The 19821-nt window shown below is 33.3% G+C and carries 17 protein-coding genes and 1 riboswitch; of the genes, 14 read left to right on the top strand and 3 right to left on the bottom strand.

Annotated features, from left to right (window positions below):
• Positions 1-78 precede the first annotated feature (78 nt).
• The 14 genes from cmk (at position 79) to NRK67_15695 (ending at position 15832) form a co-directional block, all read left to right on the top strand.
• On the top strand, positions 79-735 hold the full coding sequence (gene cmk / locus NRK67_15760; GenBank protein UUV19957.1) for a (d)CMP kinase: 657 nt from the start codon (positions 79-81) through the stop codon (positions 733-735).
• A 349-nt stretch (positions 736-1084) separates the two neighbouring features.
• A complete protein-coding gene (locus NRK67_15755) occupies positions 1085-2101 on the top strand; it encodes a divergent polysaccharide deacetylase family protein (protein ID UUV18723.1) in 1017 nt (338 codons plus the stop codon).
• 30 nt (positions 2102-2131) lie between these two features.
• Positions 2132-3019 (top strand): DMT family transporter, encoded by an 888-nt coding sequence (locus NRK67_15750; GenBank protein ID UUV18722.1) that lies wholly within the window; start codon positions 2132-2134, stop codon positions 3017-3019.
• 91 nt (positions 3020-3110) lie between these two features.
• Positions 3111-4394, top strand: a complete 1284-nt coding sequence (locus tag NRK67_15745) for a 3-deoxy-D-manno-octulosonic acid transferase (GenBank protein UUV18721.1) — start codon at positions 3111-3113, stop codon at positions 4392-4394.
• A 439-nt stretch (positions 4395-4833) separates the two neighbouring features.
• Entirely contained in the window at positions 4834-5550 is a 717-nt protein-coding gene (gene trmB / locus NRK67_15740) for a tRNA (guanosine(46)-N7)-methyltransferase TrmB (GenBank protein ID UUV18720.1), read from the top strand.
• 540 nt (positions 5551-6090) lie between these two features.
• A complete protein-coding gene (locus tag NRK67_15735) occupies positions 6091-7371 on the top strand; it encodes an adenylosuccinate synthase (GenBank protein UUV18719.1) in 1281 nt (426 codons plus the stop codon).
• Positions 7372-7736: 365 nt separating this feature from the next.
• Positions 7737-8198: a hypothetical protein gene (locus tag NRK67_15730; GenBank protein UUV18718.1), complete on the top strand. Its 462-nt coding sequence runs from the start codon at positions 7737-7739 to the stop codon at positions 8196-8198.
• Position 8199: 1 nt separating this feature from the next.
• Positions 8200-8275, top strand: a riboswitch (cyclic di-GMP riboswitch).
• 241 nt (positions 8276-8516) lie between these two features.
• Positions 8517-9080: a CpsD/CapB family tyrosine-protein kinase gene (locus tag NRK67_15725; GenBank protein ID UUV19956.1), complete on the top strand. Its 564-nt coding sequence runs from the start codon at positions 8517-8519 to the stop codon at positions 9078-9080.
• A 187-nt stretch (positions 9081-9267) separates the two neighbouring features.
• Positions 9268-10008, top strand: coding sequence for a Wzz/FepE/Etk N-terminal domain-containing protein (locus NRK67_15720; protein UUV18717.1), 741 nt, complete (start codon positions 9268-9270; stop codon positions 10006-10008).
• A complete protein-coding gene (locus NRK67_15715; protein UUV18716.1) occupies positions 10008-10733 on the top strand; it encodes a CpsD/CapB family tyrosine-protein kinase in 726 nt (241 codons plus the stop codon). The genes NRK67_15720 and NRK67_15715 overlap by 1 nt, the downstream gene beginning before the upstream one ends.
• The gene (locus NRK67_15710; GenBank protein ID UUV18715.1) at positions 10733-11518 is read left to right on the top strand and encodes a hypothetical protein; all 786 of its coding nucleotides are present in this window, start codon (positions 10733-10735) and stop codon (positions 11516-11518) included. The genes NRK67_15715 and NRK67_15710 overlap by 1 nt, the downstream gene beginning before the upstream one ends.
• Positions 11430-12674: a TolC family protein gene (locus NRK67_15705; GenBank protein ID UUV18714.1), complete on the top strand. Its 1245-nt coding sequence runs from the start codon at positions 11430-11432 to the stop codon at positions 12672-12674. The genes NRK67_15710 and NRK67_15705 overlap by 89 nt, the downstream gene beginning before the upstream one ends.
• Positions 12675-13215: 541 nt before the next feature.
• Positions 13216-14406: an HlyD family efflux transporter periplasmic adaptor subunit gene (locus NRK67_15700; GenBank protein ID UUV18713.1), complete on the top strand. Its 1191-nt coding sequence runs from the start codon at positions 13216-13218 to the stop codon at positions 14404-14406.
• Between the two features lie 307 nt (positions 14407-14713).
• Positions 14714-15832, top strand: coding sequence for an ABC transporter permease (locus NRK67_15695; protein UUV18712.1), 1119 nt, complete (start codon positions 14714-14716; stop codon positions 15830-15832).
• A 47-nt stretch (positions 15833-15879) separates the two neighbouring features.
• Here the strand turns inward: NRK67_15695 and NRK67_15690 are convergent, their stop codons facing one another.
• From NRK67_15690 to NRK67_15680, 3 genes are read right to left on the bottom strand one after another with little or no spacing between them, the layout of a single operon-like run.
• Positions 15880-16206: a hypothetical protein gene (locus NRK67_15690; protein UUV18711.1), complete on the bottom strand. Its 327-nt coding sequence runs from the start codon at positions 16204-16206 to the stop codon at positions 15880-15882.
• Between the two features lie 24 nt (positions 16207-16230).
• Positions 16231-17088, bottom strand: coding sequence for a hypothetical protein (locus NRK67_15685; GenBank protein UUV18710.1), 858 nt, complete (start codon positions 17086-17088; stop codon positions 16231-16233).
• 40 nt (positions 17089-17128) lie between these two features.
• Positions 17129-18958 carry an immune inhibitor A gene (locus tag NRK67_15680; GenBank protein UUV18709.1) on the bottom strand — a complete coding sequence of 610 codons (1830 nt, stop codon included), beginning with the start codon at positions 18956-18958 and terminating at the stop codon, positions 17129-17131.
• Positions 18959-19821: the final 863 nt, after the last annotated feature.

The following is a 19821-nucleotide window of genomic DNA, read 5'->3' as shown; positions in this document are numbered from 1 at the left end:
TTTAATACTAGACTAAGAAAAACTCTGTGAATCTTAAAAAATTCTCAGTGTATCTCTGTGTCTAGAAAAAGGAGTGAGATAGTGAGTTTTATAGTAGCAGTAGATGGTCCGGCGGGTTCTGGAAAGAGTACCATATCAAAGATGGTAGCAAAAAAATATAGATTAACTTATTTAGATACAGGGGCTATGTATAGGATGATAGCTTTTACATCTATAAGGGATAGGGTAGATCTGGATGATACAGCAGAGGTAGTAAACTTATTGGATAAAGTAAATATCGATATGAAAGATGATAAATTTTATGTGGACGGTGATGATGTAAGCTTAGAAATAAGAACTCCAGAGGTTACTGCAATAGTATCTAAAGTAGCTGCTATAAAAGAAGTAAGGGTAAAACTGGTAGATCTTCAAAGAAAAATATCAGAAGGAAAGGATGTTATCTTAGATGGAAGAGATATTGGGACTGTGGTATTTACAAATGCAGATCTTAAAATATTTTTAGTGGCATCTCCAGAGGAAAGAGCCAAGAGAAGAGTTTTAGACTTTAAAAATAAAGGGATAGTTGAAAATTTTGAAGATGTTTTAAGTGAAATCATCAGACGGGATGAATTTGATTCTAATAGGAAGGAAAGTCCACTAAAAAAAGCTGAAGATGCTGTAGAGATAGATACAAGTTTTATGAATATAGATGAAGTAGTAGGAGCTATATCGGAACTAGTAGAAGAGAAGAAATAATTGACAGTGCACAATGTATAATTAAAAATTTAGAATTAAAAGAGAAGATAAAAAAGCTAGTCACGAATTACACGAAGAAACATTAGTTGAAAGTAGCTAGTTGAAAATTGAAAGATTTAGTTGCAGATTACGCAGAGAGATACAGATTTTAACCAAGAAAAAGAAACTTTCTTGGACACGGAGAACACAGAGAAAAGAAAGGTTTGCCTAGAGAAAGCTAAGTGAATTCTAATTATACATTTAAATTTCTTTGTTTGAGTATAGTGAAATTTAATATTCGTATATCCTTCGTGACAAAAAAAGTTTTGAAAAAAATTTAAATTATAAATGTGGTTAGAAACCGTAAGGGGTGAGTGGGATAAATAAAAAGATTGTATATGGAATAGGAGTAATATCTATCCTGATAATAGCTGTATTGTTTAAGTGGCATAGCGGGAATAAATATGAAAGGCAAATAAAGTTACAGGAAGATATGGCTGTGGAAAAAATAATAAAGGAAGTAAATGATTATGCGGTTGTAAGCGGGAGACCTGTTGAGGAAGATGGAATTAAGTATATATTTGATCTGAAAAAAGGAGAGAACTTAGACTTAGAGAATGCTGCCTTACAGATGAAGGAAGTTTCAAAAGGGGATCAAAAAGAGATAGTTTATAATGATTCCAAGGGTGAGGAAAAATTAATCTTGGAGATAAATTATTTTACACCTCCTCAATTAGCCATATTAATAGATGATGTAGGAATGAATACAAAGACTACAGCTTATTTTAAAAAAATAGACAGGGACTTGAGCTTTGCAACTATACCATATCTACCTAAGACTAGTCAGGCAACCAAGATATTAAAGGATGTAGGATTTGAAGTTATCCTGCATATGCCTATGGAAGGGTCTAACGATATTCTGAATAGGAGGACCCAGGGACTTATAAAACCATCTATGACTGAAAAAGAGATCTATGATAAATTTGATGGTGCAATAGAGAATCTAGGAGCGGTGAAGGGGTTTAATAATCATATGGGATCCAGGTTTACAAATGACCCGGAAAAGATGAGGGAGCTTCTATCCTATGTAAAGAAGAAAGAGATGTTTTTTATAGACTCTAATACCAACAGTAAGAAAGAGGGATATAAGATAGCTAAGGAATTGGATATACCGACCTACTATACATCCTATTTTATAGATAATTCCCACAAGAAGGAAGATATTATGGAAGCTATAAAAGTATCTGTAGGATTAGCCAAGGAAAGGAAAAAAGTCTTAGTGATTGGACACTACAGAAAGGAAACAGCAGAAGCTATATATGAGATGTTGGATTATATAGAAGATGAAGGAGTAGAATTAGTACCGATCAGTGAAGTATTAGAATAAAAAAGGTAACGAAAGGAATTTGGAGGAGAAATGAAAAAGAGAGAGAGTAGTGTAAAGGGTTATACCATGGTGTTTGCTTCTACAATGTTTTTTTATATAATGACTTTATTTGTAAAGTTGATAACAAAGGATGGTAGGATACCCAGCACAGAGGTAACGTTTTTTAGATTTTTAATCGGATTTATAATGGTAAATATAGGTCTTATGAAAACAGGGTATAAAATTAAAATGGTAAATAAAAAAGCGGTACTGGGAAGAGGTTTTTTTACAGCCTTAGCAATATTATTATTTTTTATGGTGATAGAATATTCCACTACAACCAAGGCAAATATATATAATTTGACATACCCGATATTTGTCACGATATTTGGGCCTCTTTTACTTGCGGATGAAAGGTGGACAGTAAAAAATATTATAGGAGTAGCTATAGCTTTTGTAGGAATATTCCTAATATCTGGATTGGCTCTAGGAGTTGTCAGCTGGGTAGATGGATTGGGATTATTTATGGGATTTGTAGCAGCAATTGGGATAATAGCCCTAAGAAAAGCTCGGATAACAGATAGTTCTAGTACAATTTTATTTTACCTTATGAGTATAGGAATGGTTATGACTTTGATTCCATTTGGACATCAATTTAAGATACCGACTTCTAGAGAAGGGATGCTTTTATTGGGAATGGGAGTATTTTCATATTTAGGACAATATACTGTAACCAATGGATTTAAATATGTGAAAGCATTGGAGGGTAGTTTGATATCTTCTAGTAGAATATTTGTAGCTGCTATATGCGGAATCTTATTTTTAGGAGAACCCTTTAGTGCTGCTATAGTAGGGGGAGGAAGTCTAATATTTATAGGGATAGTTTTAGTAAGTGTAAAGGGGAAAGAGAAAAAACAAATAAAAATCGAGAAATTATAAAAAAATGAATTTATGAAAGGGTGATTCACGGATTGCCCTTACTTATTATTTAGTGCAGCATATATAGGGGATGAGGATAATTTTATATAATTTGATACGAACAATACTATATCTTCCTTTAGGGATAGGAATGATATTTTCTAATAAGTTGAGAAAATTTGTAAAAAAAAGAATATTTCAAAAGATAGATATAGGGGAGAAAAAAGATACTATATGGATCCATTGTGCATCTGTAGGAGAGGTGAACTTAGCGGAACCTATAATAAATAAATTTATAGATGAAACACAGGAAAAAATCATTTTAACTATGATGACTGATACCGGAATGGAAACAGCTAGAAAAAAATATGCAGATGAAACCAGGGTAGATCTTTTATTTTTTCCTTTAGATGATTATTTTTGCATAAAGAAAATTTTAAAGAGGATAGTTTTAAAAAAATTAGTGATCATAGAGACGGAAATATGGCCAAATTTAATCCTCTTATGCTCTAAAAAATCAGAGGTAGTTTTGATAAATGGAAGGATATCAGACAGAAGTATAGGCTCATATACGAAAATAAAATCTTTATTGAGAGGTATATTTTGTAAGATAGACACATTTATCATGCAGACTGAACGGGACAAAGAGAGAATAATATCTCTGGGGGCTCCTGAGACTAAAGTTTATAACTATGGAAATCTGAAATTTAATATTGAACTTCCAGAATATGGGGAAAAAGAATTGGATGATTTAAGGGAAAAAATAAATGAAAAGGGTAAAAAAATATTGGTAGCAGGTAGTACAAGGGATAATGAAGAAGAATATTTATTGGAAGTTTTTGATAAACTAGATGACTATCTTTTGATCTTGGTACCCAGGCATATAGAGAGAACAGAAGATATATGCCAAAGACTGCTGAAAAAGTATAACTATCAGAGATGGACGGATATTTATAATAAAGAAGGTAGTGAAGATGTAGAGAGAATTCAAGAATTATCTAAAAGAGATACAGAGATAATAATTGTAGATAAGATAGGGGAACTGCGTAAACTATATGCCATTGCAGATATAGCATATGTAGGAGGAACCATGGTAGATATAGGAGGACACAGCCTTCTAGAACCGTTGTTTTACAGGAAACCGCCAATTTTCGGACCTTTTGTCCAAAATGTGAGGAGTATTGCAAGGGAAGTAGTGGCTAGACAGATTGGTGCCCAGGTAAACGGGGTAGAGGAACTATACCAGGCAGTCAAGAACTATGAAGTGGAAAATAAAACACTGAGAGATTCTGATAAAAGAGGTTTTAAAGCTGAAATTGAAAACAGGATAGATAAATTTTTTGAGGAGAACAGCCATGTTGTGGATTTGACCTTTGAAAAAATCATGGAAAAATAGAATTAAAAATATATGATTAACAAAGGAAAGAATTTTTTAAGTTACAGATTACACAGAGAGATACAGATTTTAAGCAAGAAAAAAAGATTTACCTCTAAGAAACTTTCTGAACTCTGAGTCTTTGTAGATTAGATTTTAGATTTGTGTAATCTGTGTCAAAAAATAAATAACACCTATCTGTGGCTATAAAGGTATTTAATTTGTGTAGATTGGTGTCAAAAGAGAAAAATCTATTTTTAAAGGATTTTATTCATTAGAGATATCTGTGGGGAAAATTATTTTTATCTTAGTTTTAAAGAGTGATATTGACAGAATATGGAAATTTTAGTATACTGAAATGTACTGAAAATGACAGGAACAAAAATACTAAAAAATAAGTAAAAAAACATATATATAACATAGAGATAATCAAAGAATTGTTGATAAAAATGGAGGCAAGATGTCAAATATAAAAAATGATAATAATGTAGGAGATATGTGGAAACACTTTTTCAACTACGAGAGAAAACATTATAATCCATATATGGTAAAGCTAGCAGAGCATCCAAACCATATAATGTATGATAAGGAAATTATGGATTCTTATAAAGGTAAGTGGAATGAATTTTTTAAAAATGAACATCCTATTTATTTAGAGATCGGTTCTGGAAGCGGAATGTTTGCCAATGATATGTGTGTAAGATATCCAGAGAGAAACCATATGGCTTTGGAGATAAGATTTAAAAGGCTGGTCCTTTCAGCTAGAAGATCTGAAAAATTAGGGTTAGATAACTTATTGTTTATAAAAAGACGTGGAGAAGAGATAACTAACTTTATAGGTCACGAAGAGATGGCAGGGTTATACATTAACTTCCCAGATCCATGGGAAGGAAGGGAAAAGAACAGAATCCTTCAGCCAAAGTTATTTGCATTATTGGACCAGATATTAGCAAAAGATGGAAGGTTATTCTTTAAAACTGACCACGATAAATATTATGCAGATGTATTGGAGTTTATGCCGGAAGTAGAAGGGTATGAAGTGGTATATCATACTGCTGACCTGCATAATAGTCCGTTGGCAGATGAAAATATTATGACTGAATTCGAAAGTCTATTCACATATAAACATCAAAAGAATATCAACTATATAGAGATAAAGAAATTAGGTAAAAAATAATAATTTAAAAAATTAATTTTTAAGTGGATTAATAAAAGAAAGTTCCAAGGATTTCGTCCTTGATACGAGTTCTTTCAGATATGCGAATATTTTATTTTCCTCTAATAACATTAGAAAAAAATAAAAATGCAGAAAAAGAAATAGAAAAAAGAAAATAATAAGATTTTTATACTTTTTCATTATGGTTTCTTTTCGTAAAAGAAACTGAAGCAATAACCATTTGATGTTATATGAGTAAGTCAAAGGTAATGTACGTCTTTTTACAGCTACAGTCCTCGCTTCACTGCGGAACTTATTCTGTTGTACGACTAAGTAGAGAATTTACTGAGAAGTAGAATAACATCTAGAAAAAGATTTTTAATTCAAAAGAGAAATTCGTGAAAATTTGTGTAATTCGTGACAAAAAAACTTTTAAAGTTGGTAGAAAAATAAGTAACACTAAATAATTAAATAATATTTTATTCTGTGAAAGTCAGGGATTTTTAGAACTCTGTGTTGGAACGTTTAAATATTAAAAATAAATCTAAGAAGAGGTGGATCATGGCAAGTTATGTAGTAGTAGGAACACAATGGGGAGACGAGGGTAAAGGTAAAATTATCGATGTATTAGCACATAAGGCAGACTATGTAGTTAGATTCCAAGGTGGAAACAATGCAGGACATACAGTAGTAGTAAATGGGGAGAAATTTATCCTTCACTTATTACCTTCAGGAATGTTACACGGAAATGGGAAATGTGTAATCGGGCCAGGAGTAGTAGTAGATCCAAAGGTATTATTACACGAATTATCAACTTTAGAGGAAAAAGGAGCTAAGGTAGATCACTTATTTATCTCTGATAGAGCTCATCTTATCATGCCTTACCATGTTCAACTAGATATAGTAAAGGAAGAAGCTAGAGGAGAAAATAAGATTGGAACAACAAAAAGAGGAATAGGACCTTGTTATGCTGATAAAATAGCTAGATGTGGAATAAGAGCAGTAGACTTATTAGACATGGAAGCATTAGGAAGAAAGTTAAAGATAAACTTAGATGAAAAGAATGAATTATTTACAAAAATCTATAATACAGAAGCTATGAGTTACGATAAAATCATGGCAGACTTTACAGAATATGCTGAAAAATTAAAGCATAGAATTGCTGACTTTGTTCCTGAGATCAATGAAGCATTAGATAACGATAAGGTAGTAATGTTTGAGGGAGCTCAAGCTATGATGTTAGATATCAACTACGGAACTTATCCATATGTAACTTCTAGTTCACCAACTTCTGGTGGAGTTACTACAGGTGTAGGTGTAGCACCTTCTAAGATCGATAGAGTGATCGGTGTTATGAAAGCATATACTACAAGAGTAGGAGAAGGTCCTTTCGTTACTGAATTAAATGATGAAACAGGAGAAAAATTAAGAACAGTTGGAAGCGAATTTGGTGCAACTACTGGAAGACCAAGAAGATGTGGATGGTTAGATGGTGTAGTAGGTAAATACGCTGTAATGATAAATGGTCTTACAGATGTAGTAGTAACAAAGATCGATGTATTAAGTGGAATGGATGAATTAAATATATGTGTAGGGTATGAGATAGACGGAAAGGTATGGACAACTATACCATCAGCTATCGAGATGACTGAAAGAGCAAAACCTGTATATGAAACATTACCAGGATGGTCTGAAGACATCACAGGAATCAGAGAATACGATAAATTACCTGAAAACTGTAAAAAATATGTAGCTAGAATGGAAGAAATAATTGGATGTGAAATCACTATGATCTCAGTAGGTCCAGATAGAACTCAAAATATATTTAGAAAAGAATTCTAATTTATTTAGGAGGCAGCGAAAGCTGCCTTCTTTTTTTATAATCTAGGAAATTATACTTGCAAGGCTGTGCAAAAATACGAGTAATTTATTCTGTAAACATAGAATTTTACGATAAAATTTATGAAATAAATAAAATATTATAAATCTTAGATTGCGCCTGTCTGGATGCAACGTCACGTTGCTTTTTTAGTTTTTACTACAGCGATTAAACGAGATAAATACGAACTTCTTAAAAAATGCTTAAAAGAAAAACAAAAGTATGTTAAAATTATATTTAAGAGTATGTATGGTTATCTTGTTTTTTGTTTTTATTTTGAAAAAATACGCTAAAGTAAGTAAAAATAAAGGTGTTGTAGGAGGCAAGAATGAAAAAAATAATATTGATAATGTTTTTACTATTAGTTAATCTTATCTATACCCGAGAGAGATCGGTGCCGATAGAAAAAACAACGGAAAAAAATGGAATAACTTATGTAATTGATGAAGATAGACCATTTACAGGGACAGTAAGAGATTTTGATAAACTGAGTCTAATGGATAAAAATATTGATTGTAAGGGTAGGGAGCATACCAGAGAATGGATCCATTGTTATAAAAATGGCCGGCTGGATAAATTTTCTATTATCTACTATACTGACGGGAAAAAGTGGGCCAGGGGGAATTATAAGGGGGAAAAAGGAGAAACAATTATTTATTTTCATAATGGAGAAATAAGCGAAAGGATAAATTATAGAGATCAGAAATTAGATGGAGAGTGGATCACTTATTCTCCAGACGGGAAAATATTGGGGATACTCAACTATAAAAATGGACGACGTATAAATTAATATATAATATAGGCAAAATAGGGGAAATCCTATGACGCAAAGCTATAGGGCCTTTAAAATGGCAGCCAGTTGCAGATCTTTTTTGGTCTGCACTTTTTTTTGAAAAAATTATTGAGAGAGTTTATAGCTAGAACTAAATTTTTTTAGAAGAAGTAATAAAAAACTTAGTTAAATTTAGAAAGGGGGAATAATGCCAAAATTAAATATTTTTTTTAAAAAAGATTCAGATAATTATCTGTTGGAATCATTCAGGATTCTCAGAAGTAATATGCATTTTTTAGAAAAAAAGAAAATAAAATAATCATCTTTACAAGTACTATACCCAATGAAGGGAAGACTACTATATCTTCTAATTATGCAATGTCAGAAGCCGTGACAGGTAAAAAGGTTATTTTGGTAAACTGCGATATAAGAAGGTTTAGACCTTTTAGCGGATTAAAAATGGAGATAACTCATGGGATAGAGAGTGTTCTTTTAGGAAAGAAAAAAATAGATGAGGTGGTTATAAAAGGGTTTGAAGAGAATTTGGATATTTTGCCCTCAAAGCACCTAAAGGGAGACATAACTGAATTATTTTTAGGGTATAGGATTAAGGAGTTATTGGAAGAGCTGAGAAAGAGATATGATCTGGTAGTATTGGATACACCTCCCCTTACTATAGCTACCGATGCGGCGATACTGTCAGAATATGCAGACGGAATTGTCTATGTATGTGGGTATAATATGGTGAAAAAAGAAAAAATGCTTCGTACAAAAAAAATTCTTCAGCGGGCAGGAGCTAAAATATACGGGGTAGTAATAAATAAGATAGATGAAAAAACCTATGTAAACGAATATGGATATGATGAATATAAATATTATAATAATTACATTAAAAAATAAGATGTTGAAGATATTTAGGAGGTGGCAAAAACGCTTCCTTTTTTTAGTTCTTTTTAAGACTTTCGATGTTGTTTTTTAATTTTTTTAGTGAAAAAATTAAAAAAATCTATTATTTGTGGTAGAATAATCGTTGAAATATAAAAAATTTTAAATAAAGGAAGAAGAGAAAAAAATAGGAGGAAAGAGAGTGAAGAGAAAAAAAAGAGAGGAAGATTTGAGGTATGAATGGGAAGAAGAAGATGATGATGAAATAGAGCTGATGGATCTGGTTTTCATCCTTATCAGAAGCTGGAAACTTATTGTGATGAGTGCATTGCCGGTAATTGTATTGGGGACTATTTTTGCCATGACAAGACCGGATATATATCAGGCTGAAGCCACTCTTATGGTATCCAGCGGACAGATCTATTCGATAAACAACTTAGATAATGCGGAGATCTCTAAAAATCAGAAATTAGTATCATCTTATACAGAGATAGCCAAGAGTAAGAGTATTATGAAAAATGTAATTAGGAAATTAGACCTGGATATGGAACCAGATGAGATAGCCAAATTATTGAAAGTGACTTCCGTAAATGATACGGAGTTTATTAAGCTGAGTTATACAGATAAAAATGCCCAAAGAGCTGCCCTTTTAACCAATGAGGTAGCGGGAGAATTTATTTTAAAGATAAAAAAAGTAATGAGCTTTGAAAATCTAAAGATTGTTGAAAAAGCATCGATACCCGATAAGGCTCTGCCTAAAAAAAGAACTCTTATATTGGCAGTTTCAATGGTATTAGGAGTTATGATTGGAGTTTTCGTAGCCTTTATGATGGAATTTTTACATAGTAAGTTAAGAAAACCTGAAGACATAGAAAAAATAATGGGGTGTTCAGTTTTAGCTAATATACCGGATTTTAATATTGAAAAGGCAGGAGAAAAATAATGGAAGATAAGCATATATCAAGTAAAAGAAAGATTTTTTTTAAAGGGGACCAGGATAGTCATCTGGCAGAATCTCTCAGGGTTCTAAGGACCAATATACATTTTATGGAAGAAAAAGAAAACAGGGTAGTTGTCTTTACAAGTACTATCCCGAAGGAAGGGAAGAGTACCATAGCTGCTAACTATGCCATGTCTGTAGCTATAAGTGGGGAAAAGGTGCTGTTGGTAGATTGTGATATAAGAAGACCCCGGGCTCACAGCAGTTTTGGAATTGAGATAGACCATGGTATGGGAAGCGTTCTTATGGGAGATAAAAAAGTAGAGGATGTAATCTTAAAAAATATAGAAGAAAATCTGGATATCCTCCCTTCTAAACATCTCAGGCAGAATGTAACTGAGTTATTTTTAGGAAATAAGATGAAAGGTTTATTAAAGAGACTTAGGGAAAAGTATGACCTTATAGTGCTGGATACACCTCCCCTTACAGTAGCTACAGATGCAGTAATTCTTTCAGAATATTCTGACGGAGTAGTGTATGTCTGCGGATATGATATGGTTTCCAAAAAAGAACTGCTCCAGTCTAAGAAGATGCTGGACAGAGCCAGGGCTAATATATACGGAACAGTAGTAAATAAAATAGATAAAAGAGGTTATTCATATGGAAATTATGGATATTATAACAATAATTATAGTTACTATGAGGAATATATAAAAGGGGAAAAATAATGATAGATCTTCACTGTCATATTTTACCTAAGATAGATGACGGCTCTAAAGATATAGAAGAATCTTTGGAGTTGATCTTGTCCGCTCAAAAATTAGGATATAGGAAGATATGTTGTACCTCCCACTATAGAGCAGGCAAATATGAAAATAAAAATTATGACAGAGTTTTAAAAAAGTTAAGAGATCAATTGGAGATAGATAAAGTGGAGATAGAACTTCTAGAGGGAAATGAACTTTTTCTGGATTTGGAAGGCCTCCGGGCATTAAAAGAAAAAAAAGTAAAAACTCTGAATAGAACTAACTATCTTTTGGTGGAAGCCATCCCGGGAATGACAGAGATAGCATTAAAAAAATCATTGGAAAAGATCATAAGTCTGGGATATAAACCGGTTTTGGCTCATGTAGAGAGATATCCATTTATAAAAGTAAAAACCTTATATGAATTAAAAAAAATGGGGGTTGTAATCCAGGTAAATCTCAAATCCCTGAGAAATAAAAAAGAGATATACAGATGGATAGAACTAGATCTTATAGATATTCTGGCCAGTGATGTTCATGACAAAAAATACAGGAACTATGAACTGGAAGATATAATGACAGAGATAGACGATAGATTAGGTAGAGAAACTAGGGGAAGGTTACTTAGAAGTAATCCGGAAAAAATAGTAAATAACGAGGATATAGAGGGGACTATAGATGAAAAAAAAATTTATGATACTGGCATTGATGACGATAACTTCATTAAATGTTTTTTCAAAAGAATTAAATTTAGAAGAAGCACTTAAGATTGCAGAAAATGAAAACCCGGAAATAAGAAGGGAAAGAATTACTCTGGATATAAAAAAACTAGAAGAAAAAAAGAGAATGAAAGCATTTTTACCTGTGATATCTCTCAGTATGGATGAAGGGGATGCACCATATGATGATAATTTGAACCCTTTTGACAAAAGTGTAGGAGTAGAAGCTAGAATTTATATGCCTCTTTTTACAGGTGGAAAGCTTACCAATGAATATAAAAAATCTAAATTGGAATCGGAAAAAATATCTTTGACCAATATTTTATTGAAATATGACATAAGAAAAGATATTATAGCAAAATATTTTGAGGTATTAAATTTAAATAAACAGGCGGATATTCTGGAAGGAGTCAACAATACCCTGAACAAGCAGAGGGAAAGATTGGAAAAACTTTATAATAACAATAAACTGGTAAAAAAATCAGATGTACTTAGGGTAAAGAGTGATATATTGAGTAATGAAGTGACACTTCTAGGTGTAAAACAACAGTCTGAAATAAAAACATATGAACTACAGATACTCTTAGGAATATCTATGGACGAACCTTTAAACATAGCAGAGTTTGATTATAAAACTTTGGATCTAAATAAATTTTTATTGGAAGAGGATATTGCCAAGGCATTGAATGAAGGAAGTAAGGTTAAAAAAACAGAGATAAATCTCCAAGAAAGTGAGATCGATGTAAATATAGCCAGAGCAGCGTACTATCCAAAGGTAGGATTGGGATTTGAAAAGAATTTCAAGAGAGACAGCGATGGACTGGATTCTTATAGAATAGGTGTAGGATTTAATTGGAATGTATTTAATTGGGGTGCAGATATGGATACTGTGGCTCAAAACCAATATAGGGTAGATCAGGCAAATATAGATCTGACAAAGATGAAGGATGAGGTAAAACTGGAACTCAAGGAAAAATACAGTAATATGATTACTCTATCTAAGCAGCTGGAAGCACAGAATATAAAGGTGGAAATAGCTGATGAAAATGCAGAGATAGATACACTGAGATATAATAACTCCCTTATGAGTTCATTTGAATATTTAGACAGTATAGATAAATTAAGAGCAGCAGAGGAAGGTTACTATACCCTCCAGAGGGAACTTATGTTAGCTATAGATACATATGAAAACGCGTGGAGATAAGGGACCCCTCTTCCTCCTAGTTTTCATTCCTCGTATGGAGAAACCAAAGCATAATGACTATAGACTTTAGGTTGAAGGTTCTAAAGAGTCCCTCTTTAATACGGGTTCATTTACGATTCACGATTATCAAAATTAGATGTAACTAAATCTAATTTTGAATGTGATTAACACAAGAAACGAACCAAAGAAAGTTTATAATTGTCTTTGCATTGTAATACACGATCGTTATTGTAGAAACAGAGGGCTGGAGCTCAACGACTATAAACTTCGCTTTAAACTAAGAAAAAAGAATTTCTTAGTGAACTTTCTGGTTATTTCTTTGTGGGCTTAGTGTAGAGGTTTAGGTTTTAGAAATCTGCGACAAAAAGAAAGTTCTAAAGGATTCGTATTAATTAGATTTTAGATACATAAAGATCCGTGTCAAAAAAATTAGGTTTAAAACTTCTGTACTCTAGCAATAGAATCTTTAATTTGTGTAATTCGTGACGGAGAGCTTTTAAGTTTTTAAAGAAAAAAGATAAATATATTTAGGGAGATGAAGATGAAAAAGAAAATAATTATAGCTGTAACAGCTCTTCTGGTTATCGGGGGGGGCTATGCAGTATTAAAAAATAAAAATAATAAAGATACAGCTTCAGTGAGGATGGTAAGGATAAGTAATGAAAATATTTCTGAAAATTTAAAATTTGAGGGGATAGTTTATGCCAAGAAAACCTATGGGTTGTATAAAAAAGTTCCCATGATGATAGAAGAGGTAAAGATTCAGTCTGGAACTATGATAAAAAAAGGAGATGAGCTGATCAGGTTCAGCGGTGTAGGAACCGACGGATTTAAAAATACAGGAGTTTCCAATATTTTTATGAAGCTGGAAGAAAAAAAATTAGAAGTTGAAGTTTTGGAAAAGCAGGTAACAGAGTTAGAGAGAAGGGAAAAGGTTGTGAAATTCCAGCTGAATAATGCCAACAGTACGGCTGAAACTATGAAAGAATTATTGGAGCAGGACGGAGTATCTTCTTTGGAAGCTAACAAATATATTACCGATGCGGCATTAAAAGATTTGGAATACAACAATGTAATTCAGGATATATCCCTTGCCAAACAGAGGTTAAAGATTAAATCAAATAGTTTAAATGAAGAATTGAAGGAGATGAGTCAGAATATGACAGCTCCGGAAAATGGGATAATAACAGAAGTTTTTGTGGAGAATGGGATGATGGCAGTTCCGGGGAAATCGTTATTAAACTTTGCATCTCTAGACAGTGGACTAGAGGTAAAGGTGCTTATACCTATCTATCAATCTCAAGGGGTAAGTACGGGAGCAGGTGTAGATATTATTTCTAAAGGTTCATTGGAGGAGAAAAAGTATAGCGGTAAAGTAGTTTCTATATCAAGTATAGCTCAGGTAATAAAAAATGGAAACAATGAGGAAAGATATCTGACTGCCACTGTAGAATTAGACGGATCTATAGGTCTGCTGCCGGGAGTCAGTGTAGGAGTAGAAATATCCGGGAAGGCACTTAACGGGATAAATGTAGTGGATGCTTTTTCTGTAATAGAGGAAAATGGAAAAAATTATGTTTATATCGTTGAAAACAACAGGGCCAGAAAGGTAGAAATACAGACAGGGATAAAGACCCTGTCTAAATATGAAGTTTTGAATCTGCCAGAAGGGATGGAAGTAGTTGTAAATCCGTTTAAGGTGAGAGATGGGGAGAAGGTAATGGTAAAATAACTCTTTCTTTTATGGAGATTTCATGAGTATCAAAATTAATTCTACCTTAGAATGAATTTTAAATATGAATCTCAAAATAGAGAAAACAAACCTAAAATCATCTTGTCTTAGAAAGTAAGTCACGATCGTCATTGTAGAAACATTACTGCTGAAGCAAAATGACTATAAACTTCGTTTAAAAGCAAGAAAGAAGATTCTCTTAGAGAGTTCTCTAGTTTTTTCCTAGTGATCTTAGTATAAGAAATTCGGTTTTAATAATCTACGGCAATAATTTTAATTTGTATAAAAAGTTTAAAGGAGAAAAAATATGGTTTTTTGGATGGTAAAAAAAATTATTATAGGTAATAAACTCCGTAGTGCAGCACCCCTTATGGGAATAATAATAGGGGTAGCGTCCATTATGGGAATTTTTGCCATATCCAGCGGAGGAGAAGCAGCAGTAAAAAAAGATCTGGCCAGCATAGCAGAGAACAGAGTTCTAATAGGGAGCAGCCGGGGATATAACCTGGAAGATATAAAACTACTGGAAAATATGCCTATAGTGGACTATGTATTTTCTCCTGAGATGAATATGACAGTTAATTATGATGAACTGAATAAGATAAAGGTAGAAGGGTATACTAAATCTGCCATCCAGGGTAAGGAATTAGAGGTAGAAGGGAGCAGTAATATTAGAGGCAGGGAAGTATTGATAGGAAATAAAACTGCTGAAAAAATATTTAAGACATCCCATGCAGTAGGAAAAATATTTCAAATAAACCTAAGTACAGGAAAACCTGTAGAGCTCCGGGTAACAGGAGTATACAGGGAAGACTTGGGAAGTACCCTGGGAATAGGAACTATATACATGGATATAGATGAATATAATAATTTAGGAAGTACCAGAAGTATAAATACGGTGGTAGTTACCTACAGGGATAGAGAAGATATAGAGGAGACTACAGATTATTTGATCGAGATATTGTCCAGAAAAAATTACAGGAACAGGTATACGGTCCTGGAAGGAAATGTCAGATATCAAAAAATTGAAAAGATAAAAAACATGATTAATATATTCTTGGGAGCAGTGGGGATAGTAGCCCTTGTAATGGGAGGGCTGGGGATAAGCAATTTATTGTTAAATTCGGTCCGAGAGATGACTCCCAGTATAGGAATCCTGAGAACTATGGGGATGAGTGAAAAAAATATACTGAAGATATTTTTACTGGAATCTACCGTTCTTTCTACCATAGGGGGGGGGATAGGAATTGTCTTTGGATGTGGAGGAGCATATGTAGTTGGTAAGGTAATAGGAATTCCATCTATCTATTATGTCGATCAGATAGTGACTGTGTTTGTAACTTCGGTCGGGCTGGGGATAGTTTTTGGGAGTCTTCCGGCGTACAAAGCAGCCAAGCTCCAGCCTGTAGAGGCCATGAAGATTTAGAAAGAGAAGAAAAAGCTCTCAAGATTGAGAGCTTTTTTTATAAAAAATTATTTCTGATAGCTGTACGGTGTGAAAGGTGGTGTTACCTGATTGGTAGAAGTAGTTGAAATAGTAGACATTCCTACTGCCATTGTACCTCCGGAACTTCCTTCTCCCATACCAGGACCGGCATCACCGCTGCCGCCGGCATCTACTTCCATCCCAAAAGCAGCCATAAATGAATCTGCAAGGTTGCTTTGAGGAGCAGGGGCAGCAGTAGCTGTAACATCTCCCTGCTGCTGTGCTTGTACATTATTATCATTACTATTTTCCTCAGCATTTGCCCCTATACTCATGAGAGCAGTGAGGGCAAATATTAAAAATATCTTTTTCATATAAATTACCTCCATTGTAAAAAATTAGAATGCGAAACCTACCGACAATGTACCTAAAAATTTAACCTCATCTACAGCTTTATCCTCTTTGAAGAGATCCTGGGCAGCCAACCCTATAGAAACAGGGTAGTTTGGCATAGGAACTATACTGGTACCAAAGGTAGTGATACCAGAGGTATAATCTAATACTAAACTCATTTGAGGATGGATATATACTGCTCCTGAAATAAATTCTCCCCATTTATGTTCTCTTTCGTTTCTGGTAGTCTCAATATCGTCTTTGCTGATATCGGCATAACTGTTGCTTCCTACCCCTGCAGTTATAATAACCGGAGCGACATTGTTTGGCAGAAGTTTTGTTATGGCAGCATAATAACTGGGGTCTAGTTTGTCATCGCCGGTATCGTGCCACAGGTCAACGTTGGAAACTCCTATAGCAGCTCCCAAACCATAAGCTGTAAAAGTCTTACCTAAACTAAGGTTGGCAGAACCTCTGTTAAAAGCTCCTCCATCCCGGGGATCGATACTACCTACAGAGAGAGATGCTGCTCCTCCCACAGATTTAATCGGATCTCCAAAACCTCCCCCAAAGGCTAATGCACCATCGGTATCGTCACTGTAAGAAGTTCCGGCAAGACCCATAAAGGCTGTTCCGAATCCAGGAACTAACCCCGATGGAGCTCCGAAAGAAAATCCAGGGGCAGTGGCAAGACCGCTGAAATCATCTACTAAATAAAATAGTTTGTCAGATTTTTTTTCCTTGGAGATCTCCTTTAACTCTGAAAGTGCACTGGATGAAGCAGCGATATTGGCTGCATTTTCAGCCATGGCAAGGGTGCTTATTAAAAGCCCTCCTAAAATAATAGTTTTTTTCAAATTCATAATTTTCCTCCCTTTATATAGTAAATTTTATTGAATGTATTTATTTTTTATAACTTATTATTAATTTAATATCGCCTTTATTTTCTTCTAATATTTTAATTTGGAGATGTTTTTTTATAAGAAATGAACTTGAACCATGAATCTGTTCCCTATAAAAAACTCTTTTTTCTCCAACAACTCCCATTTCTTTAGTATCTATGGAGGAAAAAGTCCAGCTGGATACGATATACGGTTTTAATTTTAGTTTGATCAGGTCTCCATCTATAATTTCATAGAGCATTTTTTCATTTGAGGGAAGGATATTTACCAACTGATTAGAATTGGAATAACTTTCATCTATATACCATATTAAAAGACCCTTTCTATAGGGAATATTTAATTTAGTCCGGAGAAGTCCTTCGTCTATACGTTTGTCTATAGGATTTCTATACTCAATTAAGATATATTTTTTTAATAGGTCACCACCAAAGCTGTGAATAAAACCATCGTGAGTAAATGTTTTTTGGGTAGTTTTCAGGTCAAATTTTTTAATGGTATCGGACATGACCATTAGATCTGCTATATAGGCTCCTTTTGGGCCCTCATTCTTATAGGGGACCAGACTTACCATAATTTCTACAAATTTTCCGTTAAATGAATTTAAATCAAACTCCAAGGGGATCCATGTCCCTCTTTTATTATTTTTGCTATTTTTATTTTTTAATAAGAGCCAGTGTTCTTCTCCACTTGGGCGGATATAAACTTTTTCTATCTCTTTCTCCGGTTTAGAATTAAACCAGGCATCAAACTTTAAGACATTATCTGTATCCTTGGGAAGAAAAACAGAAAACGTAATATTACTGTCTGGGTTAAGGTAATTATCGGTATAGTAGAGATCTCTTCCCTCTGCAGGAACATCTATTCTTTTTCCTGGAAGATCTATTTTTATGAGGTTATTAGATTTTTTATGATTGGTGTTATGAAGTTTAATATATTTATCTTTTTTTATTATTTCATTTAAATTATAGTTTATAACCCCAGCCCAAAAAGCAGGGATATTTTTATTGCTACTTTTTGTTTGGAGGTTGTATCTGTGATAACCACCCAAAGAATTTAATTTACTTCCAAGGATTTTACCGCAGTAGAGTTCCCCCATTATAGACCAATAACCTATAGTTGATTCGCCTTTGTACAGGTCTGACAAATTTAAAAAATGACCTATCTCATGGATATAAAGATCCAAAGGAATATCTTGTGGAATAAAAACATATTTATCTATTTTCCAAAGGTTATTATTGTGATCTTTAAAATAATAAAATTTACTTGATGATATATTTTGCATTCTGTTAAAATGGGGCCAAATTGCCCGGCTTCCAAGGGAGTTTGGAAGGTGTTCGCCTTTTCCTGCATAGAGGAGAATAAGGCCATCTATCACACCATCCTCATCTCTGTCATATTGGGAAAAATCTATTTTTTTATCAACTAACTTATTAACAGCCAGACGGACTAAGTGGGCAGCTCTTATACGGTCACCCTCCTCACTGATATTTTTCCCGTAAAATTCAATGGATTTAGGAGCTGTAAACCATCCATAGATATCATCTTCACTTCCTTCTAATGTGTAGGTCCCACCAGATTCCATAGTGAAATATTTTTTAGCAGAAATAAATTCTTTGCCATTATAAGACAGATAACTTTCAGGATCAAAAAACATATTTGCATATAGCTCAGGAGTAAATTTATCTCCCTTACGCTGATTCACCAGTTCTCTTTCTCTCCTATGAAGATCGGTGTATCTGTAGTCGGGAAAATCTATTAAAACTGTAAGAGGTTTAAAAGTTTCTCCGAGTAAAAGTGTCCAGCTGATGAAAAACAAAACTATGACCTTCATAAAACCTCCTTAAAAATTTAATGTTTAGTTAAAATTTAAGTTATACTAATTATACTGCTTTTCCATACCTTTTCCAAATAAAAATAGACATTAAATAAAGGTACAAATTATGATTTGTACCTTTATTTAATTTAAGAAATTAATTGTTTTTTAATAAAAGTTCGAGATATATCATTTATACTACTTTTTTAGAGATTCCCTTTAAAATAAAAATTATTATCTGTAAAAGTTATAGTTCTATATCAGATTAGATGTTGTGGTTAAAGATAAAAAAACTAGTCACGAATTATCACGAAAAAAATCATTAGCAAAATTTAGCCACCAATTAGCATAAATTTATATAGGTTAAAATGAAGATAAGAAAAAAGAAACAGAACCCGTATGTCCATGACATACATGGATCAAAAGCTATGAAGAATCAAGATTTTTATTTTTCAGTTAAAACCAAGAGAAGAGAATTATCGGTGTAAATTGGAGGTTTTTTGTGTATCTCGAAGAGGTCCGTGTTCTATAAATTACCTCTACGTTAAAATTCGTGTAATTCGTGACAAAAAAGAAGGTTTTACCCGCAAGGAGTATCTCCAAAATATCTATAGTTTATTTTATAAGCTGAGAATTTTGAGATAAAAATTCCATCTTTAATACTAGTGAATCTGAAAAAGAAATTAAATTCAAAATAGAAAACATTGGACACGGAGAACACAGAGAAAAAAGGGAGGTCACGAAGAGAGACAAGATTTTCTTAGTGGTCTCTCTAGCTGTTACTTCGTGAGCTTAGTGTAAGGGTTTTGAATTTAATATTCGTATATAATTCGTGTCATTTGCGATAAAAGAAAAGAATCACTGAGAACTCTGTGTCTCTG

This window comes from Fusobacteria bacterium ZRK30 (assembly GCA_024628785.1).
Lineage (GTDB): Bacteria > Fusobacteriota > Fusobacteriia > Fusobacteriales > Fusobacteriaceae > Psychrilyobacter.
Note: the sequence above shows the minus strand (reverse complement) of the source record. Positions and strands in the feature narration are given on the sequence as shown.